Genomic DNA, 24,417 nt, shown 5'->3' with positions numbered 1-24,417 from the left:
GACGGGTTAATCCTGAAGGGCCGCAGCCATTTCCGCTTTGGGGGCGGGTTTGCCGGTGAACTGTTCGACCTGACCGTACGCCTGGTTCAGGAGCATCTGCAGGCCGCTGACGACGGTGTGGCCCGCGCGGGTCACGGCCTCGGCGAGGGGGGTGGGCCAGGGGTTGTAGATGGCGTCCAGCACCACCGGGGCCTGGGCCACCGCTCCGGCCACCGGTTCGGCTCCGGCGGCGGGGACGGTGCTGACGACCACGTCCACGTCGGAGCAGACGAAGCCGAGGGAGTCCGGGTCGAAGCCGATGACTTCGGCCGAAAGGCCCAGGCGCTCGGCCAGTTCCAGGGTGTCTGCGGCGCGGCGGGGACTGCGGGCGACGATGGTGATGGTGTGCGCGCCGAGTTCGGCCAGGGCCAGCAGGGCGGGGCGGGCCGTGCCGCCCGCACCCAGGACCACGGCCTTGTCGATCGCCTCGACACCCGCGCCCTCGAGCGCGCCACGCACCCCGTCCACATCGGTGCAGTCCGCGCGCCAGCCGTTCTCGAGGCGCAGCAGGGTGTTGGCCGAGCCGACCAATTCGGCGCGCTCGGTGCGCTCGGTGGCGTAGTCGAGGGCGGCGACCTTACCGGGCATGGTCACCGACAGCCCGACCCATTCGGGGCCGAGCCCGTCGACCAGGCCGGGCAGTCGCTCGGCGTCGCATTCGATGCGCTCATACGTCCAGTCCAGGCCCAGCGCCCGGTAGGCGGCCAGGTGCAGTTGCGGCGAGCGCGAATGCGCGATGGGGCTACCGAGTACGGCGGCCCTGCGGTGCTCACCGTCCACTGTCGAGAATTCCACTCTGCCTGGCCTTTTCGATATTGCGCAGATGTTCGCTATAGCTTTCGGTGAACAGCGTGGTGCCCTGTTTGTCGACGGTCACGAAGTACAGCCACGGCCCCGGTTCCGGTTTCTCCATGGCGCGCATGGCATCCAGGGAGGGCGCGGAGATCGGTGTCGCGGGCAGACCCGACATGGCGTAGGTGTTCCACGGGGTCTTCTTATTGCGATCCGCGTCGGTGGTGGCGACCTCGGTGGCCGAGAGCGCGTAGTTCACCGTGGAGTCGAACTCCAGCTTCTGATCCGCCTTGAGCCGGTTCACGATCACCCGCGCCACCTTGGACATGTCCTGCGGCAGCGCCTCACGCTCCACCAGCGACGCCCCGATCAGGGTGTCGTACGGCGACAAACCGTTGGCCGCACCGGAATTCAGAATTCCGGTGGCCTCGTAGCTGGCCGCGCTGGCGGTGACCAACTGCTCGAGAATCCGCTCGGGCGAACCGCTGGGGTCGAAATCCAGGGTGCCCGCGGCGATCAGACCCTCGAGCTGACGACTGCGATCGGGTACCTGACGCACCCGGTCCATCGCCCACGACGGCACGCCCAGGGCCGCCGGATCGGCGCTGCCGCCCGCCGCCTCGAGCTGGTCGTAGGTGACGCATTTGGCGGCCGAACCGGTGCCGACACAGCTGGCGTCGGCGATCTTGCGGTAGATGCCGTCCTTGCGCGCACCGGTATTCACATCGGTGGAGTCGTGCAGCTGGCGGCCCTCGGAGATCACCACATTGCCGACCCGCGAGCTCTTGCCGACCAGCGCGACCACGGCCTCGGACGCCTTGCTGTGGCTGGGGATGGCGTAGTAGCCGGGCTGCACCGCGCTCATATTGTCATTGCGCACCGCGGCCTCGTAGAAGGCGGCGCTGCTGGCCACCACGCCCTTGGCGAACATGGTGTCCGCGATCTGGGTGGCGGTATCGCCCGATTTGACCTGCACCACGGCGAGCGGACCGGGCGCACCGGAGAAGTCCTCGGCCGGGCTGAACCGGTTCATGAACTTCCACGCCGCGAATCCGGCCGCGCCGACGAACAATACGGCGAAGACGGTCGCGAAGACCACGAGATTGCGACGGCGGCGCTTACGCTCGGCGGCCTTGCGCGAGGCCACCCGGGAACGCTTCGGCCGGTTTCCGCCTCTACCGCCGCGACCGCTCGCACCGCGCGACTGTCCGCCCGTACCGCGACCGCGATCCGCGCGCTGCGGCGCCTGCCGGCGCGGCGGCTCGGGCTCGAGGATGGGCTCCTCGTCCTCATCCTCATAGCGGGGGATGACGGTGGTGTCGTCCTCGTAATCGTCCGCCTCGGACCATTCCAGATCGTCACGGCGATAACGGCGTTCAGCGCTCTGCCGGTAGCGTTCCTCGGCTCGCGTCCAGCGGTCGGTCATGCAAGATCACCATCACCGCGCGGCTTCAATGCTGCACTCCGTTCGTCCAACCAACCCTGCAGGATTGATACGGCGGCCGCCTGATCGATGACCGACCGCTGCCCGCGCGCGCGAACTCCACTGTCCCGCAACGCCCGTGCAGCAGACACCGTAGTCAGACGTTCGTCGGAAAGCCGCACCGGGACCGGTGCGATCAGGGTCCTCAAACGCCCCGCGAAGGTGGCCGCCAGCTTAGCCGACGAGCCGCTCTCTCCGCGTAAGGTGCGGGGAAGGCCCACGATCACCTCTACAGCCTCGTATTCACGAATAATTTCGGCAATTCGGGCAAGGTCGGATGCCAAGGTTCCGGGCGCGACCTTCTTGGCCTTGGGCACGGTCTCGACCGGCGTGGCGAGTACGCCGTCCGGATCGCTGGAGGCCACGCCGATGCGGACCGTGCCCACATCGAGCGCGATGCGGCGACCGCGACCCGGATCATCCGAGGGGTTGGGCCGGTCCACGGGGAATCCCGTACTTCCGGCGGTGAACCGGGTGTCGCCGCCGGTGACGCCCGGACTGTCCGAGTGGTCGGAAGGGGGCATCACCCGGCGAGCTCGGCCACCCGCGCCCGCAAGGCCGACAATCCGGCCTCGATGCCTTCGGGGTTGGAGCCCGCGCCCTGCGCCATTTCCGGCTTACCGCCACCGCGGCCATTGATGCTGGGGCCGAAGGACTGAACCAGATCGCCCGCCTTCACACCCAGATCCTGCGCGGCCTTGGTGACCGCCACCACGAACGGCACCTTGCCCTCGTCATTGCCGAGCAGAGTGACAATGGCGGGCTCGGAACCCAAGCGGCCCCTGATGTCCTGCACCAGGGTGCGCAGATCACCCGCGCCGACACCCTGCGGTGCGGCGGCGGCGACCAGCAGCACCTTGCCCACGCGCTGGGCCTGCTCCACGAAGGTGCCCGCACTCGACAGCACGGCCGCCATCTTGGTGCGCTCCAGCTCCTTCTCGGCGACCTTGAGGCGCTCGACGAGCTGCTCCACGCGCGCGGGCACCTCCTCCGAGGGCACCTTCAGCGAGGAGGCGATACCGGCGAGCAGGGCTCGCTCCTTGGCCAGGTACCTGTACGAGTCCAGGCCCACGAAGGCTTCCACGCGGCGAATACCGGAACCGACCGACGACTCACCCAGCAGGGTGATCGGGCCGATCTGCGAGGAGTGCTGGACATGGGTGCCACCGCACAGCTCCATGGAGAACGGTCCGCCGATCTCCACCACGCGCACCTCATCGCCGTAGTTCTCGCCGAACAGGGCCATGGCCCCCATCTTCTTGGCGGACGGCAGATCGGTGATGAAGGTGTTCACCGCGAAATCGTCGGCGACGGCATTGTTGGAGATGGCCTCGATATCGGCCTTCTGCTGCTCGGAAAGCCCGCCCTGCCAATTGAAGTCGAAGCGCAGGTAGCCCGGCTTGTTCAACGAACCGGCCTGAACGGCGTTGGGGCCCAGCACCTGTCGCAGTGCGGCATGCACCATATGGGTACCGGAGTGGCCCTGGGTGGCGCCGTGCCGCCAGGCCGGATCGACCTGTGCGAGCACGGTATCGCCCTCGGTGAGCTGACCCGCCTCGACGGTGGACTTGTGCACCCACACCTTCTTGGCGATCTTCTGCACGTCATTGACGCGCACCTTCAGACCATGCGAGGACTGCAGTGCACCGCGATCGGCGATCTGACCACCGGACTCGGCGTACAGCGGCGAACGGTCCAGAATGATCTCCACATCCTGGCCCACCTCGGCCACCGGCACCCGCACGCCATCCTTGATGATGGCCAGAACCGTTGCCTCGGTGGCGAGTTCGTCGAAACCGGTGAACTCGGTCGCGCCGCGGTCGACGAATTCCTTGTAGACCGTCAGATCGGCGTGCGCGTGCTTGCGCGAGTACGCGTCCTCCTTGGCGCGGGCGCGCTGCTCGGCCATGAGGGAACGGAAACCGTCCTCGTCGACCTGGAGCCCGGCCTCGGCGGCCATCTCCAGGGTCAGATCGATCGGGAAACCGTAGGTGTCGTGCAGGGTGAACGCCTCGGTGCCGCTGATCTTCTTGCCGCCCTGGGACTTCACCTCGGCCACGGCATCGTCGAACAGCTTCGAACCGGTGTTCAGCGTCTTGAGGAACGCGGATTCCTCACCGACGGCGACGGTTTCGATGCGCTTGAAATCGGTGGCCAGCTCCGGGTACGACGGGGCCATCAGATCGCTGACGACCTTCATGAACTCGCCCATTACCGGCTTCTCCGCGCCCAGCAGGCGGGCCGAGCGAACGATGCGGCGCAGCAGGCGGCGCAGCACATAGCCGCGGCCGTCATTGCCCGGGTTCACACCGTCGGCGATGAGCATCGCGCCGGTGCGGGCGTGATCGGCGATGACGCGGAAGCGCACATCATCGGTGTGCTCGACCCCGTAGCTGCGGCCGGTGAGCTCCTCGGCCTTGCTGATGATGGGGCGCAGCAGATCGGTCTCGTAGACATTGTCGACGCCCTGCAGCAGGAACGCGACGCGCTCGATGCCCATACCGGTGTCGATATTCTTCTTGGGCAGCGGGCCCAGGATCTCGAAATCGTCCTTGCCGCGCCCCTCGCCGCGCTCGTTCTGCATGAAGACGAGGTTCCAGATTTCGAGGTAGCGATCCTCGTCGGCCTCCGGGCCGCCCTCGATACCGAACTCCGGACCGCGGTCGAAGTAGATCTCCGAGCACGGACCACACGGGCCGGGTATGCCCATGGACCAGTAGTTGTCGGCCATACCGCGGCGCTGGATGCGCTCGGCGGGCATGCCGAGTTCGAGCCAGATGCGCTCGGCCTCGTCGTCATCGAGGTAGACCGTGGCCCACAGCTTCTCCGGATCGAAGCCGTAGCCGCCGTCCTCGACGCTGTTGGTCAGCAGGGACCAGGCGAAGGAGATGGCCTCGCGCTTGAAGTAGTCGCCGAAGCTGAAGTTGCCCGCCATCTGGAAGAAGGTGTTGTGGCGGGTGGTGATGCCGACATTCTCGATATCGCCGGTGCGCACGCACTTCTGCACGCTGGTCGCGGTGGCCCAGGGCGGGGTTTGCTGACCGAGGAAATACGGCACGAACTGGACCATGCCCGCGTTCACGAACAGCAGGTTGGGGTCGGCCAGGATCAGCGAGGCGCTGGGTACCTCGGTGTGTCCGGCACGAACGAAATGCTCCAGGAAGCGTCGGCGAATCTCGTGGGTCTGCACAGGTATCCAGCCTACCGGTCCCGGTCCAGCAGGTTTCCGCCGACCGCCGGGGGCTGACTAGCATCGGTTCGATGAGTGTGATCCCGGACCCATCGACGCCGTTTCCGCTAGCGCACACGGACCGGACGGTCTTTCTGAAACCTCATATCACCTCGGCGAATATCGAGGTCGGCGATTACAGCTACTTCGACGATCCGGTCGATGCCACCCGATTCGAGACCGAGAATGTGCTCTACGCCTTCGGGCCGGAGAAGTTGATCATCGGGAAGTACTGCGCGCTGGCGACCGGGACCCGATTCATCATGGCGGGCGCCAATCACGCCACCGCGGGCGTCTCCACATTTCCGTTCACCATCTTCGGCGGCACCTGGGCCGAGGAGACGATGGACATCATCACCTCGATCCCGAGCAAGGGCGACACCGTCGTCGGCAATGACGTGTGGATCGGCTACAACTCGCTGATCATGCCGGGCGTGCGAATCGGCGACGGCGCGATCATCGCCTCCGGGTCGGTGGTCACCGCCGATGTCCCGGCGTACACGATCGTCGGCGGGAATCCGGCCAAACCGGTCAAGCAGCGCTTCACCGATGAGGAGGTGGACGCGCTGCTGCGGGCGGCCTGGTGGGATTGGCCGACCGAGCTGGTCACCGAACACGTGCGGGTCATCATGGCGGGCACCCCGAAGGAGATCGAGGCCATCGCCCGCGACAACGGTCTCCTCCGGGACTGAGCCCCGCGGGGCCTACCAGCTGACCGGGAGCGCCTGCGGCCCGCGCACGAGCATGCCTCGCTTCCAAGGGATTTCGGCCTCGGGCACGGCCAGGCGCAGGTTCGGAAAGCGCTCCGGCAGCGCCTGGAGCACCACCTGTAATTCGATCCGGGCCAGTTGTGCGCCCAGGCAGTGGTGGAATCCGTGCCCGAATGCCATGTGCGGGTTGTGTTCCCGGGTCAGATCGAGGGTGTCGGCGGCGGCGAAGACCGATTCATCGCGATTCGCCGCCTGGGTATTGACGAACACCGCGTCCCCGGCGCGGATTCGGGTGCCGGAGAGTTCGACGTCCTCGGTCGCGATGCGCGGAAACCCTCCGCCGGAACCCAATTGGACATAGCGCAGCAGTTCCTCCACCGCACCGGGCACCGACTCCGGATGCGCGCGCAGGAATTCCCACCGTCCCGGCTCCGAGAGCAGTACGAAGGTGAAATTCGCGATCTGATTCGCGGTGGTCTCATGCCCCGCGATCAGAATCGTGACGCCCAGACTCACCAGTTCGGCCTCGCTGAGGCGATCACCGTCATCGCGGGCGGCGACCAGCGCGCCGAGCAGGTCATCACGCGGTCGCTCCCGGCGTTCGGCGACCTGCTCGGCCAGATAGCGCTCCAGCCCCGCCCGCGCGGCGATGATCTGCTCGCGAGTCGCGGCCGTGGTGGACATGACGATGTCGGAGAACTCCCGGAACCGATGCTGATCCCGCGCCGGAATCCCGAGCATCTCGCAGATGACGGTGACCGGCAGCGGAAGTGCCAGCGCCGGAATCACATCCGCGGGCGAGCCGCCGCGCGCCATCTCGTCCAGCAGCCCATCGACAATCTCGCGCACATGCGGTCGCAAGGCGCGCACCCGCTGTCCGGTGAACGCCTTGGCCACCAGCTTGCGCAGGCGGGTGTGCTCGGGTGCGTCGGTATTGAGCAGTGAGTTCCCGCGCGCCGGTTCCGGCGTTACCCGCGGCACATCCTCCCGGTCGACCACCGCGGCGCGGCTGAAGCGGGCATCCGCCAGCACGGTCCGCACGTCCTCGAACCGGGTGACCAGCCACCCTTCCCCGCCGTAGGGCAGCTGAATCCGCGAAATCGGTTCCTCCCGTTGTAGTTTCGCGAAGAGCGGATGCGCGTCGAGACGAATCGGCTCACCGAAGGGATAGCGGCGAACCTCGGCATGAGTGGTCATACGGACTTCCTTCCGATCGGAGTCCCAACCTCCGGCATTCGGATGCCTACCCCATTTCGATGGTAGGCACGTCGGAGCACGACTTCGGGCGATAGCCGGATATCTCGGGCGGGGAGTTCTAGGCTCGGCGGTATCGGCTCATGGGCCGTGAGCCGGTATTTCCCGTCCGAGAGGAGTCGGCTGTGCCGCACAGAAGTTCTTATGATCCGGGAGTCCCCAACTGGGTTGATCTCGCCACCCCCGATGTCAACGCCTCGACCGCCTTCTACGGTGAGTTGTTCGGCTGGCAGGCCAATGTCTCACCCGATCCGCAGTACGGCGGGTACACCATGTTCACCCTCGGTACCGAGGGGAGCGAGGTGGCCGCGGCCATGCCGATCATGATGGAGGGCCAGCCGCCGGCGTGGACCGCCTACGTCAAGGTGCTCGATGCCGATGCCACCGCCAAGGCCGTGCAGGCCGCGGGCGGGACCCTCTTCATGGAGCCGATGGATGTGCCCGAACAGGGCCGCATGCTCGTTTTCGCCGATACCGCGGGCGCGGTCATCGCCGCCTGGCAGCCGTATGCCTTCCAGGGCGCGGGCATAGTCAATGATCCGAACTCCTATTGCTGGAGTGAACTCCAAACCCGGGATGTCGACGCCGCCAAGGCTTTCTACGGCGACGTCTTCGGCTGGGAGAGCTCCACCGCCGAATTCGGCAGCTCCACCTACACCGAATTCAAGGTCGGCGGGAACTCCATCGCCGGCATGATGCAGATGGACGACAACTGGCCCGCGGACGTGCCCCCGCACTGGATGACGTACTTCGCGGTCGCCGATACCGATGCCACCGTCGCCAAGGCCGCCGAACTCGGCGGCACCGTCTCGGTACCGCCGACCGATATCCCGATCGGCCGCTTCGCCGTCCTGGCCGATCCGCAGGGCGCCTCCTTCTCGGTGATCCGACTGGCGGGCTGAGCCACCGGTAGCGCGCTACCGGGCGCGGACTATGCGGCGGAGTTTGGTGACTCGGGGACCGACTTCGCGTTCATAGCCGTGGTCGGTGGGCCGGTAGTAGTCCGTGCCGACGAGTTCGTCGGGCGGATACTGCTGTGCCAGTACACCATCGGGGTGATCGTGGGGGTATTTGTAGCCCTGCGCGTTGCCGAGTCCGGCCGCACCCGCGTAGTGCCCGTCGCGCAGGTGCGGCGGAACCGCGCCCGCTTTGCCCGCGCGGACATCGGCCATCGCCGCGCCGATACCCTTGACCACCGAACCGGATTTGGGTGCGGTGGCGATATGAATCGTGGCCTGGGTCAGGGCCAGCTGAGCCTCGGGCATACCGACCAATTGCACGACTTGCGCCGCGGCGACGGCGGTTTGCAGGGCCATCGGGTCGGCCATGCCGACCTCCTCGCTGGCCTGGATCATCAGGCGGCGGGCGATGAATCGGGGATCCTCGCCCGCGCTGATCATGCGCGCCAGATAGTGCAGGGCCGCATCCACATCCGAACCGCGCAGGGATTTGATGAAGGCGCTGATCACGTCGTAGTGCTGATCGCCCGCGCGGTCGTAGCGCACGGCGGCCTTATCGACGCTGGCCTCGACCAGCTCCACGCCGACCGTACCGTCGAGCGATGATTCGGCGGAGGCTTCCAGCGCGGTGAGCGAACGCCGGGCATCACCACCGGCGATGCGCACAATGTGATCCAGGGCCTCATCGGTGACGGTGTACTCCCCCGCCAGCCCGCGCGGATCCTCGATGGCCCGGGTCAGCACCAGGCGAATATCGGCCTCCGACAACGAGGTCAGCTGTAATACCAGGGATCGCGAGAGCAGCGGGGACACCACCGAGAACGACGGATTCTCCGTGGTCGCGGCGACCAGCAGCACGATCCGGTTCTCGACCGCGGCCAGGAGCGCGTCCTGCTGGGTCTTCGAAAACCGGTGCACCTCATCGATGAAGAGCACCGTCTGCTCCCCCGCGGTGAGCCGCCGCCGGGCCAGTTCGATGACCCCGCGGACCTCCTTGACGCCGGCCGAGAGCGCGGACAGCGCCTCGAACCGTCGCCCGGTCGACTGCGAGATGAGCGAGGCGAGGGTGGTCTTACCGGTGCCCGGCGGCCCGTAGAGCAGGACAGAGGCCGCACCCGACCCCTCGATCAGTCGGCGCAGCGGGGATCCCGGGCCCAGCAGATGCTGCTGTCCCACCACCTCGTCGAGATTGCGCGGCCGCATGCGCACGGCCAAGGGCGCGAAGCCCGCACCCATCGGCGCGATACTCGGCACGAATTCGTCGGCCACGTCCTCCGTCCCCGGTGCATCGAACAACCCGTCACTCACCCCGCGACCGTACCGCCCGGGCACGACAAACTCGCCGCCACCGGCGTGTGGCGGCGGCCGATCCCGACGCGCGGGCGCTGTCCGGCCGGGACACGCGGCGATTTACGAACTATTCACCCGCCCAGATTTGCCTCGCGGATGCTGGTTCGCATTCGATCGGTGCGTGCGCCCTCGCCGAGATCATGTCCGCCCGCTTCGATCGCCGCTCCGCGCTCGAGAGCGGTGGTGCCGCCGTCGCGGTGTCACTGCTCGGGGCCGGGTATCGCCCGGGCGGAGTCGGACGCGTTCCGGCACGGCGTCGCCTCGGGCGATCCGCTGCCGGGCGGCGTGATCATCTGGACCCGGGTGACGCCGTCCGCGGACGCGACACCGGGCTCCGGGATCGGCGCGCCCACGCCGGTGCGCTGGGAGGTTGCCGACGATGAGAGCTTCGGAACCCTCGCCGCCTCCGGAACACAGACCGCGACAGCCGAGTCCGCCCTGCTCGGAATCAATCGCCATCTGCACTACGCGGAGCTGGACTCGCACGGTTACGGCGTCCTGCACGTGGACGCGGAGCAGGCGCAGATGGACTGGTTCTACCTCGATGATGTGGCGGACCCGAATACCGGTGTGCGCCACGGCGGTTCCTTCGGCGTGCGGCGCGGCGGCCGCATCGAGCCGCGCCCGACCCCCATGGTCTGACCGGCGGCGATGGTCACGCGGGCATGAGAAAGGCCGGGGTTCGATTGCGCCCCGGCCTTTCTCGTGCGGAAATCCCTACTCTTCCCAGTGCTCCTCGAGCGTCGCCGACACATGCTCGGCGAAATCACCCAGTGAGTCGTCACCGGTGCAGCGGGCGTCCTCGGCGAGGGCGGCCCAGCGGTTGATCAGCGCCGCCGAACGCGGAATCGAGAGTCCGTGTTCGCGGGCGGCGGCGATACGGGTGTGATCGGCGGGCAGGAACCAATAGGTGGAGAGCCAGACCCAGATGAGCCGCGCCTCGAGAATGCGCTCGGCGAGCACATTGTCATCGGCGAGGGCGGGCCAGACCGCCACCACTTCCGAGCGCCACGCCTCGACCATCTGCCGGGCGCGTTCGCGGGAGAGCTCGAAATCGCAGAGGCATCCCGGGAAGGAGACCAGCGCGTACGCGATATCGAGCGTCGCGTCGCGGAAGCCGCCCCACTCGTAGTCGAGGAAGCGCGCGCCCTCCTCATTCAGAATCACATTGTCGGGACACAGGTCCGAGGGGCTGAACGCGCGATAGCGTCCCGCGGAGAACAGCCGGTTACCGCGCACGATGCGTTCGGCGATCTCCCCCGGCACCTCGATGCCGAGTTCACGCTGGAGCATGACGGGCACTTCGGACACGGCGGTCTCGGCCTGTTGGGCAATGCCGTCGACGCGATGGACCACGTCGACTCGGCGTAGCAGGGCCACGAAATCGGCCTCGCGGCCGACGGTGGCGGCGTGCATTCGGCCCAGGGCCTGCGCGAAGGCCATGAGGGAATTACGCCCGGCGGGTTCGACTCCCGCCTGTAGCACCGCGGTGAGTGACGTGTTCTCACCGAGGTCGCTGAGAATGAGCAGCCGATCGGGAAGGCTGTACGCAAGCAGGTACGCGCCCGGTCGGTGATCGCGCCCCAGCGCGGTGGTGAATTGGTAGGACACCGCCTCCCGCAGAAATGCGGAGTCGATGCTTGCCACACCGGGTGCCATGCCCCCGGTGCGTCGTTCCTGCGCGGCGCCGCGTACCTGCTTCACTATGAGTGTGCGAGGAAGTGAAAACGCGTTCTCCGCAACACGTACGCGTAGCACCGTCGTCCTACCACTGCCGCTGAGTTCCATAGGATCACTCAGCTTTACCGGAGCACCCATTCGCTTTGTGAGCAACTGCTGTGCCGCGGACACGACTTCGGCGGCGCGTTCGGCCAATAGTGCGGTCATCTCGTCCCAAGTTACTCGCACCAGGTCACTTTCAGCGAGCGGTTGCGCAACCTTTCGCGCGTCGTCCGGCGTGTCTGGGTGGAGGGTTTGCCCGCACGGCGCTGGTTGCTTGACACAACCGGGGCGTTCGAGTTGTCTCATGTTCAACTGCTGTGCGCCACACCGTGAACCGGGAAATGTGAAAGGCTCGCGACCATGACCGGCACGCCGCCCTCCGCACCGAATGATCCCTCCGGCGACACACCCGGCGACGACGGCGGATCGCGCGCCACCGCCCGCCCCGGACAGCACCAAAACCCCGCACCGCCACCGCATTCCGCTGGTAGCGAGACCGGCCCCGGACCCGGGCGGCACGAGTTGCCGGGCCACGCGGGCTACCCGCAGTTCGAGGGGCCGGGGGCCGCGCAGTACGGCAGTGAGGCCGTGGAGCCGCCGCCGCGCCTGCACCCGCAGTCGGGCGCGCCGGTGCCGCCGGGCGGAAATCCGGGCCAGCAGGGCGGATACGGTTCGGGGCCGGGCGGTTACGCGCCGCAGCAGGGGAGTTACGCGCCGCAGCAGGGCGGCTACCCCTCGCAACAGGGTGCGCCACAGGGCGGTTACCCCGCGCAGGGCGGCTACCCGCAGCCGGGTGCGCCCCAGGGCTACGGCCAACCTGGCTCCCCGCAAGGCTTTCCGCCGGGTTCCGCGCCGGGCGATATGCCTCCCGGCAATGTCCCGCCGGGCAATGTCCCGCCGGGAGGTATGCCGCCGGGCAGGGCTCCGAACAATCCGCCGCCCGGTGCCGTCGATACCCAGGTGGCGGCCTATGAACGCCTCGATGTCGGCCATGCCGTCTCCTACGGCTGGGATCGTTTCCGCGCCAATCCGATTCCGTGGGTCGGCATGGTGCTCATCGGGCTGATCGCCTGGTTGGTGGTCACCCTGCTGGTGAATATCGTGAACGTCCAGTCTCTTTCGGGCGTTCTGCTGATGTTCGCCGTGGCCGCCCTCATCGTCTGGCTGCTCCAGGCCGCCATGATCCGCGGCGCCCTCTACGAAACCGACGGCACCCCACCGGATTTCCCCGCCTTCTTCGGCTTCGTGAACGCGGGCAGCGTCCTGCTCACCGCCCTGATCGTCTTCCTCGCCTGTCTGATCGCCTCCGCGCTGTGCTTCTTCCCCGCGGTGATCGTCGGCATCCTGTGCATGTTCTCGCTGCACTTCGTCATCGATCAGGAGATGAGTCCGGTCGCCGCGATCAAGGCCAGCGCCCAGCTGGTGATCGCCAATGCCCTCCAAATCGCCCTGCTGGCCCTGACGGTCGTGGTCATCACCTTCGTGGGCGCGCTCTGCTGCGGTATCGGCCTGCTGATCGCGGGCCCGGTGAGCGCCATCGCGGTCACCTACGCCTACCGCTTCCTCACCGGCCGTCTTGTCGTGCAGTTCTAAATAAGCGGGCACACAAGACAAAACGCCCATTGCCGAGGTGATCGGCAACGGGCGCACTGTTGTTCGCGACCTACTTCTCGGCCTTGATCGGATTGCCGTTCTCGTCCAGCTTCACATCCAGGCCCGCGTCGCGACGCTGGATGGGGGTGATGGGGGTCGGGGCATCGGTGAGCGGATCGACGCCGCCGCCGGACTTCGGGAAGGCGATGACCTCGCGGATGGAGTCGACGCCGGCCAGCAGCGCGGTGATGCGGTCCCAGCCGAAAGCGATGCCGCCCATGGGCGGTGCGCCGTAGGAGAAGGCGTCGAGCAGGAAGCCGAACTTGTCCTGCGCCTCGTCTTCCGAAATGCCCATCACCTTGAAGACGCGCTCCTGCACATCGCGGCGGTGGATACGGATGGAGCCGCCGCCGATCTCATTGCCATTGCAGACGATGTCGTAGGCGTAGGCCAGCGCCGAACCCGGATCGGTGTCGAAGGTGTCCAGGTGCTCGGGCTTGGGCGAGGTGAAGGCGTGATGCACCGCGGTCCAGGCCGAATGACCCAGCGCCACATCGCCACTGGCGGTGGCGTCGGCGGCGGGTTCGAACATGGGGGCGTCCACGATCCAGACGAAGGCCCATTCGTTCTCGTCGATGAGGTCGCACTTGCGGGCGATCTCACCGCGTGCCGCACCGAGCAGCGCACGCTGCGGCTTGGCCTCACCGGCGGCGAAGAACACGCAGTCGCCCGGGTTGGCGCCGACATACTTGGCCAGGCCCTCCCGCTCGGCATCGGTGAGGTTCTTGGCGACGGGTCCGCCGAGGGTGCCGTCCTGCTGAATCAGGATGTACGCCAGCCCCTTCGCGCCACGCTGCTTGGCCCATTCCTGCCAGGCGTCGAGCTGACGCCGCGGCTGCGACGCGCCGCCGGGCATGACGACCGCACCGACGTAGGGAGCCTGGAACACCCGGAACGGCGTGTCCTTGAAGTACTCCGCCATTTCGGTGATCTCGATGCCGAAACGCAGATCGGGCTTGTCCGAGCCGTAGCGGCGCATGGCCTCGGCGTAGGTCATATGCGGGATCGGGGTGGTGATCTCGTGACCGATGAGCTTCCACAGCGCGACGAGGATGTCCTCGGCGAGCAGGATCACATCCTCCTGCGTCACGAAGCTCATCTCGATATCGAGCTGGGTGAACTCGGGCTGACGGTCGGCGCGGAAATCCTCATCGCGGTAGCAGCGTGCGATCTGGTAGTACCGCTCGATGCCCGCCACCATGAGCAGCTGCTTGAACAGCTGCGGGGACTGCGGCAGCGCGTAGAACTTACCGGGCTGCAAACGCGCGGGCACCAGGAAGTCGCGGGCGCCCTCGGGGGTAGAACGCGTCATGGTCGGGGTCTCGACCTCGACGAACGCGTGCCTGCCGAGCACCTCGCGGGCCGCGGCGCTGACCTTGGACCGCAGCCGGATGGCATGGGCCGGGCCCTCGCGGCGCAGATCCAGGTAGCGGTACTTCAGACGGGCCTCTTCACCGGGCTCGTCATCGAGCTGGAACGGCAGCGGCGCGGCCTCGTTGAGCACCTCGAGTTCGGTGACGTTCACCTCGATGGCGCCGGTCGGCAGATTCGGGTTCTCGCTCCCCGCGGGCCGATTCTCGACCACACCGGTGACCTTCACACAGAACTCGTTGCGCAGCTTATGGGCCTGTTCGGCGGGCTCGCCCGCACGGAAGACGGCCTGCGACACGCCCGATGCATCACGCAGATCGATGAAGATCACGCCACCGTGGTCTCGCCGCCGGGCCACCCATCCGGTGAGGGTGACGGTCTGACCGGCGTGCTCGCTTCGCAGCGAACCAGCCAAGTGGGTGCGCAGCACGGGAATCCTTTCGACGGGCTGGAAAACACCGCGGGGTCCGCCGGGTGCGCTCCCATCGTAGTGAGACACGTTTCGCGAGTGGAAACCGATATCCACGCGGCCGTGCCAAGCTAGTGCGTATGACCTTCAACGAGGGCCTGCAGATCGACCCGAACCGGGTTTCCGGCGGTGGCGGACCGGGCATGGGCGGCGGATTGGTTCTCGGCGGCGGTGCGCTCGGCATCATCGCCCTCATCGCGACATTGCTGCTGGGTGGCGACCCGGGCAGTGTGCTGGGACAGTTCACCGGAGAGGGCAGCGGACAGCAGGGCGGCACCACCGCCCCGGACCACTGCAAGACCGGTGCCGACGCCAATAAATATGTCGACTGTCGAGTGGTGCTGACGGTGCAGAGCCTGGATTCGGTGTGGAGCACCGAACTGCCCAAGCAGGCCAATCGCAAGTACACCGATCCGAAGGTGACGCTCTTCTCCGGTCAGGTGAACACCGGCTGCGGGCGCGCCTCCTCGGCGGTCGGACCGTTCTACTGCCCCGCCGATCAGACCGCGTACTTCGACACCAGCTTCTTCCAGGAATTGAAGGATCGCTTCGGCGCCAGCGGCGGACCGCTCGCGCAGGAGTACGTGGTGGCGCACGAGTTCGGGCACCACATCCAGAATCTGCTCGGCGATATCAATCGCGCACAGCGTGATCCGCAGGGTCCGGAGTCCGGTGCGGTGCGCACCGAACTCCAGGCCGACTGCTACGCGGGCGTGTGGGCGTACTACGCGGACAAGCTCCCCGCACCTGGTTCGAACACCCCGTTCCTGAAACCGTTGACCACCAACGACATCAATGACGGCCTCTCCGCCGCCTCCGCCGTCGGTGACGACCGCATTCAGAAGGCGTCCACGGGCCGGGTGAATCCCGAAGCGTGGACCCACGGTTCGTCGGAGGAGCGGCAGAAGTGGTTCCTGTCCGGGTACAAGACCGGTCAGGTCAAGATGTGCGACACCTTCAACGCGCGCGATCTGGGCAATCCGCCCGGCCTGAAATAGGACTGGACTCAGGCACCCGCACGACGTGCGGTGATACCGAGAGCGGTCAGGGCGCTGAGCAGTGCCACCGCGGCGATGGCCCACCAGCTCCGAGTGAAGCACCGCGCCGAAGGCGGTGCGGAACAGCAGCGCGGTGATATTCGACCAGAAGAAGGTGCGGACCTTCGGCAGCGCCGGATCCACGATCGGCGCGCTCTGGGTCAGTACCCGCACGATCACCAGGGCGAAGCCGATCGCGGCGGTGGCGAAGGCGAGGAGGGTCGACCAGTCGGACCATCCCCACTCCTGGCCCTTCACCAATGCCGAAGCCAGTGCGCCGAGCCCGAGCACCAGCACCAGTGCGCCCACCGGGTCCGGAATCCGTCCGGCCGCAGCGTCTTTGGATTCGGGCACCAGGTACACCGCACCGATCAGGGCGATCACGCCGACCGGCACATTCACCAGAAACACCCACTGCCAGGACAGTTTCACCAGCGCACCGCCGACGACGGGTCCGATGGCGGCGGCCAGGGACGTCGAGGTGGCCCAGATCTTCACCATTTCCGCCGCACCCCGGCGTGGACAGAGGGCGCCCGAAAGGTGACTCCGGGGCGCGCACACGGCAGAATCACCGGCGGAGGGCAGACGCCCGTGGGGAACTCGGAGGAACTCGATGCGCGGACGCGGTGCGACAGGGCGATTCGGCGGCGCGGTACTGCGCAAGGCCGCGATCGCGGCGGTGATCGCCGGATTGTTCACCGGCGCGGTCGGTTTCGCGAGCGCGGATGATCCGGGCGCGCCCCCGCCGCCCACCACGGGTTCCGTCGCACCAACCGCCGCGCCACCGGCGGCGACCGTTCCCGCGGCGGAACCCGCTCCCCCGGCACCGATTTCGCCCGCGCCGGCCTCCGCGCCGGAGACCACCCCGGCACCGCCGACTGTCACCACCGCACCACCGACTGTCACCACGGTGCCGCCAGCCCAATCGGTTCCGGTGACCACGATTCCGCCCACACCCCCGGTTCCGGTCACCACCGTGCCCGTCGTCGAGGCTCCTCCTGCGGTTCCGGTAATCCCCTCGCCGACTTCGGATCCCGCGTCGTCCGCCCCGCAGGCACCGATCCCGGTGACCACGCTCTTCACGCTGACGACCATGCCGAACGCCTGGGTGTCGACGCCGAATATCCTTCCGGCACTGGAGATTCAGTCCGATGGCCGCGCGGTGAAGCGACAGGACGGTAGGGAACTCATCGGCACGGTCCCGGCCGATGTGCTCGCGGCGGCCGCGACCGAGGTGCGCGCGCTGGCCCTGTCGGATATGGGTTCTCCCACGGTCTCCGACCAGGGCAATATGATCATCGACTTCATGCCGAAGTCACCCGATCAGGATGTGCACCTGATCGTGTACGCCCCCGAGTTCACCGAGGGTCTCACCGACGAGCAGAAGGCGTCCCGCAAGCGCTTCGCCGATCTGTATCAGCGCCTGCTGAACGCCTTCATCGCCTCCTGAGACGCGAAATTCAGCCGACCGTCCAGGTCTCGCGTCCGGTGAGCAACTGCTGGAGCGAGTTCTCGCCCACCGGTTTCCGTTCGAGGGCCGTCTCCAGCTGATTGCGCACGCCGTCGTCGTAGGTCGGTCGCGTGACGCTGCGGAAGACACCGGTCACCACGTGCGACAGGTCCTGATCCGAGAGCCGCGAGAGCGCGTAGGCGTACTCGGGATTGTCGGTGTACGCGTCGTGCACCACGATCTCGGCCTCGTCGACCGTCTCGGCGCGCACCACCCGCAGTCCGAAACCGCTTCGTACCACGGCGAATTCGTTCTCGGCCCCGAATCGGACGGGCTTTCCGTGCCGCAGGCGGATCAGATGCGATTCGGCATTCTCCTTGCGCAGCATGTCGAATGACCCGTCATTGAAGATCGGGCAGTCCTGCAGGATCTCCACGAAGGAGGTGCCACGATGTTCGGCGGCGGCGCGCAGCACCTCATTGAGTCCGGCGCGGTCGGAGTCCAAAGCCCGTGCGGCGAAGGCGGCTTCGGCCCCGATGGCCACCGACAGGGTGTTGAACGGATGGTCGATCGAGCCCATGGGCGTGGATTTGGTGACCTTCCCGGTCTCCGAGGTCGGCGAGTACTGGCCCTTGGTGAGCCCGTAGATCCGGTTGTTGAACAGCAGGATCGTCATATTCACATTGCGCCGCAGCGCGTGGATCAGATGGTTGCCGCCGATGGAGAGCGCATCGCCGTCACCGGTCACCACCCATACCGACAGATCGGGCCGCGTCACCGCCAGCCCGGTCGCGATGGCCGGTGCGCGCCCGTGGATCGAGTGGATCCCGTACGCCTCCAGGTAATACGGGAATCGGCTCGAGCAGCCGATGCCGGAGACGAACATGAGATTCTCGCGCTCGAGCCCCAGATCGGCGAGGAAGCCGCGCACGGTCGCCAGGATGACGTAGTCACCGCAACCGGGGCACCAGCGCACCTCCTGATCGGAGGTGTAGTCCTTGGCCTTCTGCGGACCGCCGGCGCGGGGTACGCCGGACAGCCCGGTCAGGCCGAGATCTGCGCCGACGAAAGGGTTTTCGAGGATGGTCATCACTTACCCCCTGGTGTGCGATAGGTCGCCCGGGCGCGGGCGGCGAAAGCCTTGGCCTGTTCCATCTCGGTGATGGAACCGTCCAGCGCCGCGTCGATGACGCCGACGAGTTCCTGGGCCGAGAACGCCAGACCCGCGATCTTGGTCCAGGGCTGGACGTCGACCAGGTAGCGGGCGCGCAGCAGCATGGCGAGCTGGCCGCCGTTCATCTCGGGCGCGACGACGGTGCGGTAGCGGCGCAGCACGTCACCGAGGTTGGCGGGGAACGGATTCAGATGCCGCAGATGCGCCTGCGCCACCGGAACCCCGCGCCGCCGGGCCCGCCGGCAGGCCTCGCCGATCGGCCCGTAGGAGCTGCCCCATCCGATGAGCAGCAGTTCGGCGCGACCGTCCGGATCCTCGACCTCGAGGTCGGGCACGGTGATGCCGTCGATCTTGGCCTGCCGAAGTCGCACCATGAGTTCATGATTGGCGGGTTCGTAGGAGATATTGCCGCTGCCGTCGGCCTTTTCGAGACCGCCGATGCGATGCGCGCGGCCGACCGTGCCGGGCACCGCGAGCGGGCGCGCCAGCGTCTCCGGATCGCGGGCGTACGGCTCGAATCCGTCGCTCGCGTCGCCGCCGGGTTCGAAGGCCGGATCGATGCGCGGCAGCTCGGCGACGTCCGGAATCGACCACGGCTCCGAGCCATTGGCGATGGCCCCGTCCGAGAGCAGCAGTACCGGGGTGCGGTAGACCAGCGCGATGCGCGCGGCCTCCACCGCGGTCTCGAAACAGTCCGCGGGTGAGCGCGGAGCCAGCACGGCCACCGGCGATTCGCCATTGCGTCCGTACAGCGCCTGCAACAGATCGGATTGCTCGGTCTTGGTGGGCAGGCCGGTCGAGGGCCCACCGCGCTGCACATCGATGATGAGCAGCGGCAGTTCGGTCATGACGGCCAGGCCGATGGTCTCGCTCTCGAGCGCGAGTCCGGGCCCGGACGTGCTGGTGACCCCCAGTGCTCCCCCGAGCGAAGCACCCAGTGCCGCACCGATTCCGGCGATTTCGTCCTCGGCCTGGAAGGTGGTCACACCGAAGTTCTTATGCTTGCTCAACTCGTGCAGGATGTCCGAGGCCGGGGTGATCGGATAGGTCCCCAGGAAGACCGGCAGTCCGGCGAGCTGTCCGGCGGTGACGATGCCGTAGGCGAGCGCGGTGTTCCCGGTGATCTGCCGGTAGGTTCCGGCAGGCAGCGTCGCGGGAGCGACCTCGTAGGTGGTGGCGAAGGATTCGGTGGTTTCGCCATAATTCCAGCCTGCCCGAAATGCGAGGATATTCGCTTCGGCCACATCGGGTGTGGCCGCGAATTTCTCCCGCATGAACTCCTCGGTGCCGCCGAGCGGTCGCCCGTACATCCAGGACAGCAATCCCAGCGCGAACATATTCTTCGCGCGCTGCCCGTCCTTTTTGCCCACACCGGTCGGTTCGGTCGCGGCGAGCGTCAATGACGTCATGGACACCTTGTGCACCACGAAATCGGTCAAACTGTCATCGGTGAGCGGATCGGCGGAGTATCCCACCTTGGCGAGATTCCGTTTGGTGAATTCGTCCGTATTGATGATCAAGGTGGCCCCGCGCGCCAGATCCTCCAGATTCGCCTTCAGCGCAGCGGGATTCATCGCCACCAGCACATCGGGCTGGTCACCGGCGGTGAGGATGTCGTAGTCCGCGATCTGGATCTGGAAGGAGGACACACCGGGCAGCGTGCCCTGGGGCGCGCGGATCTCGGCGGGAAAGTTGGGCTGAGTGGCGAGGTCATTGCCGAATGCGGCTGCCTCGTGGGTGAATCGATCACCGGTGAGCTGCATACCGTCACCGGAGTCGCCAGCGAACCGAATTACGACCTTTTCCAACTTCTCTGGGGCACCGCTGTTTCCCATGCGCCTACATCACTTCCTCGTCCGTGAGAGGTACCAACGCCAAACTACTCCGCTATATTCGCGACACTCGTGCGAAGTGAGCGGTGAAACAGGCAAAGATCGGTGAAACGGGCAGAGATTCGCGACTGGTGTCAGGCGAACAGGGCCAGCTGCGGGTCGGGCGTCCGCGATACGGCGGCGCGCACCTCGGGTTCGGCCTGCCGTTCGCGGTTCAATCCATGCTTCTCGAGTAGCGGCTCGATGCGGCCGCGTAGCCACGCGGAGTACTCCGGTGTCACCGAGGCCCCGCGACCATACAACTGTCGGTATCGGCGCAGTAGCGCCGGGTGCTGTTCGGCGAGCCAGTTGAGGAACCAGCCGCGGGTGCTGCCGCGCAGATGCATCGGGAAGGCGACCACGCTCGCCGCACCCGCCTCGGCGATCGCCCCGAGGAGTTCATCGAGATGCGCGCGGGTATCGGTGAGGCACGGAATGATCGGCGCCACCATGACATTCACCGCGAAACCGGCATCGGCCAGCGCGCGCACCAGCTCCAGGCGCGCCCGCGGTGAGGGGGTGCCCGATTCGAGTCCGGCGTGCAGTTCGGGGTCCATGATGGCGATGGAGACGGCCAGATGCACCGGCACCTGCCGCGCGGCCTGGGTCAGCAGCGGCAGATCCCGGCGCAGGAGCGTGCCTTTGGTGAGGACGGAGAATCCGGTCCCCGATTCGGTCAGCGCGCCGATGATGCCCGGCATGAGCCGATAGCGGCCCTCGGCGCGCTGATAAGGATCCGTATTCGACCCCAGCGCAACGGTTTCCCGATGCCAGGAGCGCCTGTGCAGCTCCCGGCGCAGCACCGCGGCGATATTGGTCTTGACCACGATCTGATTGTCGAAGTCCTCGCCCGCGTCCAGATCCAAGTACTCGTGGGTGCTGCGGGCGAAGCAGTAGGTGCAGGCGTGCGAACAGCCGCGCATGGGGTTGATGGTCCAATTGAACGGCAGGCCATCACCATTGACCTTGTTCAGCGCCGATTTGCAGAGCACTTCGTGGAAGGTGATGCCTTCGAACTCCGGAGTCTGTACGCTCCGAACGAATCCGGCGCGCTCCAACCCGGGCAGCGCGCCGTCATCGGCCTCGAGGGTCTGGCTTTGCCACCGCACCACTCAAGTCGAACATTTGTTCTACCTGGTGTCAAGCGATCTTCTGCGTGACGACCTTGAAATGCTGACCGTTGTAGAAGGCCACGAGGTCGCGAATGGTCTCCTCGGCCGGGCGCGGCCGGTACCCGATTTCGGCGGTGGCCTTGCCATGCTCCACCACCGGGGCCGACAGCAGCGCGCCCATGGCGGCCTTGGAGATGCGGTCGCTGCCCAGCACCTTGGCGACGGGTTCCATCACCGGCATGAGCGAGTTGATCACCTTGGCGGGAATCGCGAAGGCGGGCTTCATCTTTCCGTTCACCTCGGCCGCCAAGCGGGTGGCGTCGAACATATTGGTGAAGTGACCGCCGAGCAGATAGTTCTCCCCGGTCTTACCGCGCTCGCCCGCGAGCACCAGGCCATTGGCCACATCGCGCACGTCGACCAGGTCGAAGCCGCCGCTGATCATGACCGGGACGCGTCCGCGCGCGGCATCCCAGAGGGTCTTGTTGATGCGGGAATCGGAGTGGTCGACGGGTCCGTACACGCCGGTCGGATTACAGACCACCGCGTCCAGGCCCTTGTCGATGACCTTGCGCAGTTCGATCTCGCCCTGGAACTTGGAGCGGTCGTACACCGGCAGGCCCGGATCGATGGAGCGCGGCGCGCGCTCATTGATGATGCCGCCACAGGTGTACTGGTTGAACGCGTGGATCGAGCTGGTGTGCACCATGCGGCGCGCGCCGACTTCCAGGGCGGCCTCGGCGACGACGCGCACGCCCTCGGTATTGACCCGCCAGGCCAGATCGTTCTTGTGCGCGAGGGTGATGAGCGCGACCAGGTGGTAGACGACCTCCGCACCGTCCAGGGTCTTGCGCATCGAGGCGGGATCCAGCACGTCGCCGCTGACCCAGGTGACACCGGGGGTGTCGGTGGTGGGCCGGACGCGATCGATGGCAGTCACCTCGTGACCGCGATCCGTAAGCAGGCGAAGCAAATTGGTGCCAAGGAACCCGGCGGCGCCGGTGACTGCGACCTTCATGTGATGAAGAATATAGAACTTGTTCTAATTTGCAACAACGGCCCGGCGGCGGCTCCGAAACGACCCCGACCTGCGGCGTCGAGGTGTGCGCCACGCCGGGCTGGACGCTCAGTGGGATATATTCGCACTCGCATGTCTTTTCAACTCGACGCAGTCACGACGTTTGGGGGGCTCTGATGGCTGATCTCTCGGTCGATACGGACGCGGTCCGCGGCTTCGCGACCACACAGCACGGCGTCGCCGCCGATATCGCCGCCACCGGCGGACTCGATACGGTCGGGCATGTCGCGGCCATGACACCGGTCTTCGGACTCATCGGCGCGGATTTCCTGGCCAGCTTCGCCGTCGCCGAACTACTCCACGACAGGGACATCACCGCGCTCTCCGCGCGGTTCTCCCATATCGGCCAGGCCGCCTTCGGCTCCGCCGCCGCCTACGACTCGACCGACGACGCTTTCGCCAGCGGGCTGGGAAGTGCGGCGAGCCGGATCGGGGAGCAGGCATGAGGCCGATCGATTCCGGGGTGATCGGGCTGGTGCCTCCGGCTCCCGGTGGCGCGGAGGCGCCGACCTCCCCCGGTGCCGACGCCCTGCACGCCGTGCCCGGGGGGCTTCCGGCGCTGCCACTCGGGCAGTTCCCCGCCGATGTCCCGGAGGTCGAACCGCCCGCATTCGCCTTGTCCCGCAAGGAATTCGAGCAGGAGGGCACACCGCTGTCCGGCGGTATGCCGCACTTGCCCGGGGGCAGCGGTGATACGCATGCCGCCTCGGTGCTGGACGGTGCCATCTCCCCCGCGCTGGACTCCGCGCACGGTGTGCTGTCCGGCGCGCAGCAGGTGCTGAGCGATGCGCAGGGTGTGGTCGGCACCGCGCAGGCGGCCTTGAACAATGTCCCCGCCGCGTTGAATGCCGCCCAGGCGGCCTTCAACCGGGCCGTCGGCAATCCGGTGCTGCCGCCGCTGCCCGCCGATCCGGTCGGCGATCTCATGAAGGGCCTGCCGGTCCCCGCGATCCCGGGTATCGACGCGCTGTTCAAGCCCTTTCTGGATTTGATCAACAGCTTCGGCACCGGCGTACTCGGCTCGCTGAATCCCGCCACCCTGTTGAGTCAGGGCTCGAAGTACATCGAGAGTGCGGTCCAAATCGGCAGTGGCGCTGCGAAAACCGTCGAACAGCTCTGGCAGGGCCAGGCGTCGACCACGGCGCAATCGGCGGGTCAGCAGGCGCGGAACCACGGCGAGGAGACCTCCCAGCGCGGTTTCGATCTCTCCACGCTCACCGAACAGGCGGCGGCGGTGGTGCAGCGTGGCAATATCGAGCTCACCGCCATCGCCCAGTCCTTCGCCGCCCAGGCCACCATGCTGGCCCCGGTCGCGCTGACTCCGCCGGGCCAAACGGCCCTGATCGCCTCCGCCACAGAGCATCTCGGCTCGGCGATCACGGTCGTCAATCTGACCCGCGGCGAACTCTCCGGCTACACGGCCCAGCTCAATGCCGTCATAGCCCAACTCGCGGGCCGGAACGGCGGCGGCGTCAACCCCGCCGAGATAGCTCAATCCCTGGCCCAGAACGTCGGCCAACCCATCCTCGAACAGGCGAAGTCCCTGCTCGAGGGCGCGATGAACCCGTCCGCCGCCACTCCCGGCGGCCTCGACCACCCCGGCTCCCCCACGGACCTGGACACCAGGGCCGCTGGTCTCGGCGGTGGCGCGGGCGGCGGCGGTG

At 67.1% G+C, this 24,417-nt stretch carries 20 protein-coding genes and 1 pseudogene; 8 read left to right on the top strand and 13 right to left on the bottom strand.

What is annotated here, in order from left to right:
- Positions 1–6 precede the first annotated feature (6 nt).
- From NA10_RS24260 to alaS, 4 genes are read right to left on the bottom strand one after another with little or no spacing between them, the layout of a single operon-like run.
- Positions 7–834 carry a shikimate dehydrogenase gene (locus NA10_RS24260; protein ID WP_084515188.1) on the bottom strand — a complete coding sequence of 276 codons (828 nt, stop codon included), beginning with the start codon at positions 832–834 and terminating at the stop codon, positions 7–9.
- Positions 809–2,257, bottom strand: a complete 1,449-nt coding sequence (locus NA10_RS24255) for an endolytic transglycosylase MltG (protein ID WP_067571828.1) — start codon at positions 2,255–2,257, stop codon at positions 809–811. The genes NA10_RS24260 and NA10_RS24255 overlap by 26 nt, the downstream gene beginning before the upstream one ends.
- Complete coding sequence (gene ruvX / locus NA10_RS24250; RefSeq protein ID WP_084515187.1) at positions 2,254–2,838, bottom strand: Holliday junction resolvase RuvX; 585 nt, start codon at positions 2,836–2,838, stop codon at positions 2,254–2,256. The genes NA10_RS24255 and ruvX overlap by 4 nt, the downstream gene beginning before the upstream one ends.
- On the bottom strand, positions 2,838–5,504 hold the full coding sequence (gene alaS, locus NA10_RS24245) for an alanine--tRNA ligase (protein WP_067571826.1): 2,667 nt from the start codon (positions 5,502–5,504) through the stop codon (positions 2,838–2,840). Before alaS ends, ruvX begins: the two co-directional genes overlap by 1 nt.
- A gap of 71 nt (positions 5,505–5,575) precedes the next feature.
- Between alaS and NA10_RS24240 the strand changes: the two genes are divergently transcribed.
- Complete coding sequence (locus NA10_RS24240) at positions 5,576–6,235, top strand: CatB-related O-acetyltransferase (protein ID WP_067571824.1); 660 nt, start codon at positions 5,576–5,578, stop codon at positions 6,233–6,235.
- A 12-nt stretch (positions 6,236–6,247) separates the two neighbouring features.
- On the opposite strand, the gene NA10_RS24235 is transcribed toward NA10_RS24240, so the two are convergent.
- Positions 6,248–7,450: a cytochrome P450 gene (locus tag NA10_RS24235; RefSeq protein ID WP_067571823.1), complete on the bottom strand. Its 1,203-nt coding sequence runs from the start codon at positions 7,448–7,450 to the stop codon at positions 6,248–6,250.
- 182 nt (positions 7,451–7,632) lie between these two features.
- Between NA10_RS24235 and NA10_RS24230 the strand changes: the two genes are divergently transcribed.
- Positions 7,633–8,409, top strand: a complete 777-nt coding sequence (locus NA10_RS24230; RefSeq protein ID WP_067571821.1) for a VOC family protein — start codon at positions 7,633–7,635, stop codon at positions 8,407–8,409.
- Between the two features lie 15 nt (positions 8,410–8,424).
- On the opposite strand, the gene NA10_RS24225 is transcribed toward NA10_RS24230, so the two are convergent.
- A complete protein-coding gene (locus NA10_RS24225) occupies positions 8,425–9,774 on the bottom strand; it encodes a replication-associated recombination protein A (protein ID WP_084515197.1) in 1,350 nt (449 codons plus the stop codon).
- 225 nt (positions 9,775–9,999) lie between these two features.
- Here NA10_RS24225 and NA10_RS39560 point away from each other — a divergent pair, with 225 nt between their 5' ends.
- Positions 10,000–10,458 carry a PhoD-like phosphatase N-terminal domain-containing protein gene (locus tag NA10_RS39560; protein WP_373862410.1) on the top strand — a complete coding sequence of 153 codons (459 nt, stop codon included), beginning with the start codon at positions 10,000–10,002 and terminating at the stop codon, positions 10,456–10,458.
- Positions 10,459–10,533: 75 nt separating this feature from the next.
- On the opposite strand, the gene NA10_RS24215 is transcribed toward NA10_RS39560, so the two are convergent.
- Positions 10,534–11,703, bottom strand: a complete 1,170-nt coding sequence (locus tag NA10_RS24215) for a phosphotransferase family protein (protein ID WP_067571815.1) — start codon at positions 11,701–11,703, stop codon at positions 10,534–10,536.
- A 195-nt stretch (positions 11,704–11,898) separates the two neighbouring features.
- On the opposite strand from NA10_RS24215, the gene NA10_RS39240 reads away from it, so the two are divergent.
- Positions 11,899–13,131, top strand: a complete 1,233-nt coding sequence (locus NA10_RS39240; RefSeq protein ID WP_157556713.1) for a hypothetical protein — start codon at positions 11,899–11,901, stop codon at positions 13,129–13,131.
- Positions 13,132–13,201: 70 nt separating this feature from the next.
- On the opposite strand, the gene aspS is transcribed toward NA10_RS39240, so the two are convergent.
- Entirely contained in the window at positions 13,202–14,992 is a 1,791-nt protein-coding gene (aspS, locus tag NA10_RS24205; protein ID WP_067571813.1) for an aspartate--tRNA ligase, read from the bottom strand.
- Positions 14,993–15,111: 119 nt separating this feature from the next.
- On the opposite strand from aspS, the gene ypfJ reads away from it, so the two are divergent.
- Positions 15,112–16,029: a KPN_02809 family neutral zinc metallopeptidase gene (gene ypfJ, locus NA10_RS24200; protein ID WP_067571811.1), complete on the top strand. Its 918-nt coding sequence runs from the start codon at positions 15,112–15,114 to the stop codon at positions 16,027–16,029.
- Between the two features lie 243 nt (positions 16,030–16,272).
- Here ypfJ and NA10_RS39555 read toward each other — a convergent pair.
- Positions 16,273–16,569: pseudogene (locus NA10_RS39555) on the bottom strand (MFS transporter); the annotation flags it as partial.
- 112 nt (positions 16,570–16,681) lie between these two features.
- Between NA10_RS39555 and NA10_RS24190 the strand changes: the two are divergent.
- Positions 16,682–17,518 carry a hypothetical protein gene (locus NA10_RS24190; RefSeq protein ID WP_067571809.1) on the top strand — a complete coding sequence of 279 codons (837 nt, stop codon included), beginning with the start codon at positions 16,682–16,684 and terminating at the stop codon, positions 17,516–17,518.
- 10 nt (positions 17,519–17,528) lie between these two features.
- On the opposite strand, the gene NA10_RS24185 is transcribed toward NA10_RS24190, so the two are convergent.
- From NA10_RS24185 to NA10_RS24170, 4 genes are all read right to left on the bottom strand, one after another.
- Positions 17,529–18,608 (bottom strand): 2-oxoacid:ferredoxin oxidoreductase subunit beta, encoded by a 1,080-nt coding sequence (locus tag NA10_RS24185; RefSeq protein WP_067571808.1) that lies wholly within the window; start codon positions 18,606–18,608, stop codon positions 17,529–17,531.
- The gene (locus NA10_RS24180) at positions 18,608–20,527 is read right to left on the bottom strand and encodes a 2-oxoacid:acceptor oxidoreductase subunit alpha (protein ID WP_067571807.1); all 1,920 of its coding nucleotides are present in this window, start codon (positions 20,525–20,527) and stop codon (positions 18,608–18,610) included. Before NA10_RS24180 ends, NA10_RS24185 begins: the two co-directional genes overlap by 1 nt.
- Before the next feature lie 131 nt (positions 20,528–20,658).
- Complete coding sequence (locus tag NA10_RS24175) at positions 20,659–21,672, bottom strand: Rv2578c family radical SAM protein (RefSeq protein ID WP_067571910.1); 1,014 nt, start codon at positions 21,670–21,672, stop codon at positions 20,659–20,661.
- A 31-nt stretch (positions 21,673–21,703) separates the two neighbouring features.
- Complete coding sequence (locus NA10_RS24170; RefSeq protein WP_067571806.1) at positions 21,704–22,693, bottom strand: NAD-dependent epimerase/dehydratase family protein; 990 nt, start codon at positions 22,691–22,693, stop codon at positions 21,704–21,706.
- Positions 22,694–22,869: 176 nt separating this feature from the next.
- Here NA10_RS24170 and NA10_RS24165 point away from each other — a divergent pair, with 176 nt between their 5' ends.
- Together NA10_RS24165 and NA10_RS24160 are read left to right on the top strand one after the other, a co-directional pair.
- On the top strand, positions 22,870–23,199 hold the full coding sequence (locus tag NA10_RS24165) for a type VII secretion target (protein ID WP_067571805.1): 330 nt from the start codon (positions 22,870–22,872) through the stop codon (positions 23,197–23,199).
- Positions 23,196–24,417: hypothetical protein (locus NA10_RS24160; RefSeq protein WP_157556711.1), on the top strand; the 1,222-nt coding region annotated here is incomplete at its 3' end. The genes NA10_RS24165 and NA10_RS24160, both read left to right, overlap by 4 nt.

This window comes from Nocardia acidivorans NBRC 108247 (assembly GCF_001625085.1).
Lineage (GTDB): Bacteria > Actinomycetota > Actinomycetes > Mycobacteriales > Mycobacteriaceae > Nocardia > Nocardia acidivorans.
Note: the sequence above shows the minus strand (reverse complement) of the source record. Positions and strands in the feature narration are given on the sequence as shown.

Bases quoted from the DNA above. Each gene is read 5' to 3' on its own strand.
- NA10_RS24255 (WP_067571828.1), bottom strand. From the start codon at position 2,257: ATGACCGACCGCTGGACGCGAGCCGAGGAACGCTACCGGCAGAGCGCT.
- ruvX (WP_084515187.1), bottom strand. From the start codon at position 2,838: ATGCCCCCTTCCGACCACTCGGACAGTCCGGGCGTCACCGGCGGCGAC.
- NA10_RS24240 (WP_067571824.1), top strand. From the start codon at position 5,576: ATGAGTGTGATCCCGGACCCATCGACGCCGTTTCCGCTAGCGCACACG.
- NA10_RS24235 (WP_067571823.1), bottom strand. From the start codon at position 7,450: ATGACCACTCATGCCGAGGTTCGCCGCTATCCCTTCGGTGAGCCGATT.
- NA10_RS24215 (WP_067571815.1), bottom strand. From the start codon at position 11,703: ATGACCGCACTATTGGCCGAACGCGCCGCCGAAGTCGTGTCCGCGGCA.
- NA10_RS39240 (WP_157556713.1), top strand. From the start codon at position 11,899: ATGACCGGCACGCCGCCCTCCGCACCGAATGATCCCTCCGGCGACACA.
- ypfJ (WP_067571811.1), top strand. From the start codon at position 15,112: ATGACCTTCAACGAGGGCCTGCAGATCGACCCGAACCGGGTTTCCGGC.
- NA10_RS24190 (WP_067571809.1), top strand. From the start codon at position 16,682: ATGCGCGGACGCGGTGCGACAGGGCGATTCGGCGGCGCGGTACTGCGC.
- NA10_RS24185 (WP_067571808.1), bottom strand. From the start codon at position 18,608: ATGACCATCCTCGAAAACCCTTTCGTCGGCGCAGATCTCGGCCTGACC.
- NA10_RS24180 (WP_067571807.1), bottom strand. From the start codon at position 20,527: ATGGGAAACAGCGGTGCCCCAGAGAAGTTGGAAAAGGTCGTAATTCGG.
- NA10_RS24170 (WP_067571806.1), bottom strand. From the start codon at position 22,693: ATGAAGGTCGCAGTCACCGGCGCCGCCGGGTTCCTTGGCACCAATTTG.
- NA10_RS24165 (WP_067571805.1), top strand. From the start codon at position 22,870: ATGGCTGATCTCTCGGTCGATACGGACGCGGTCCGCGGCTTCGCGACC.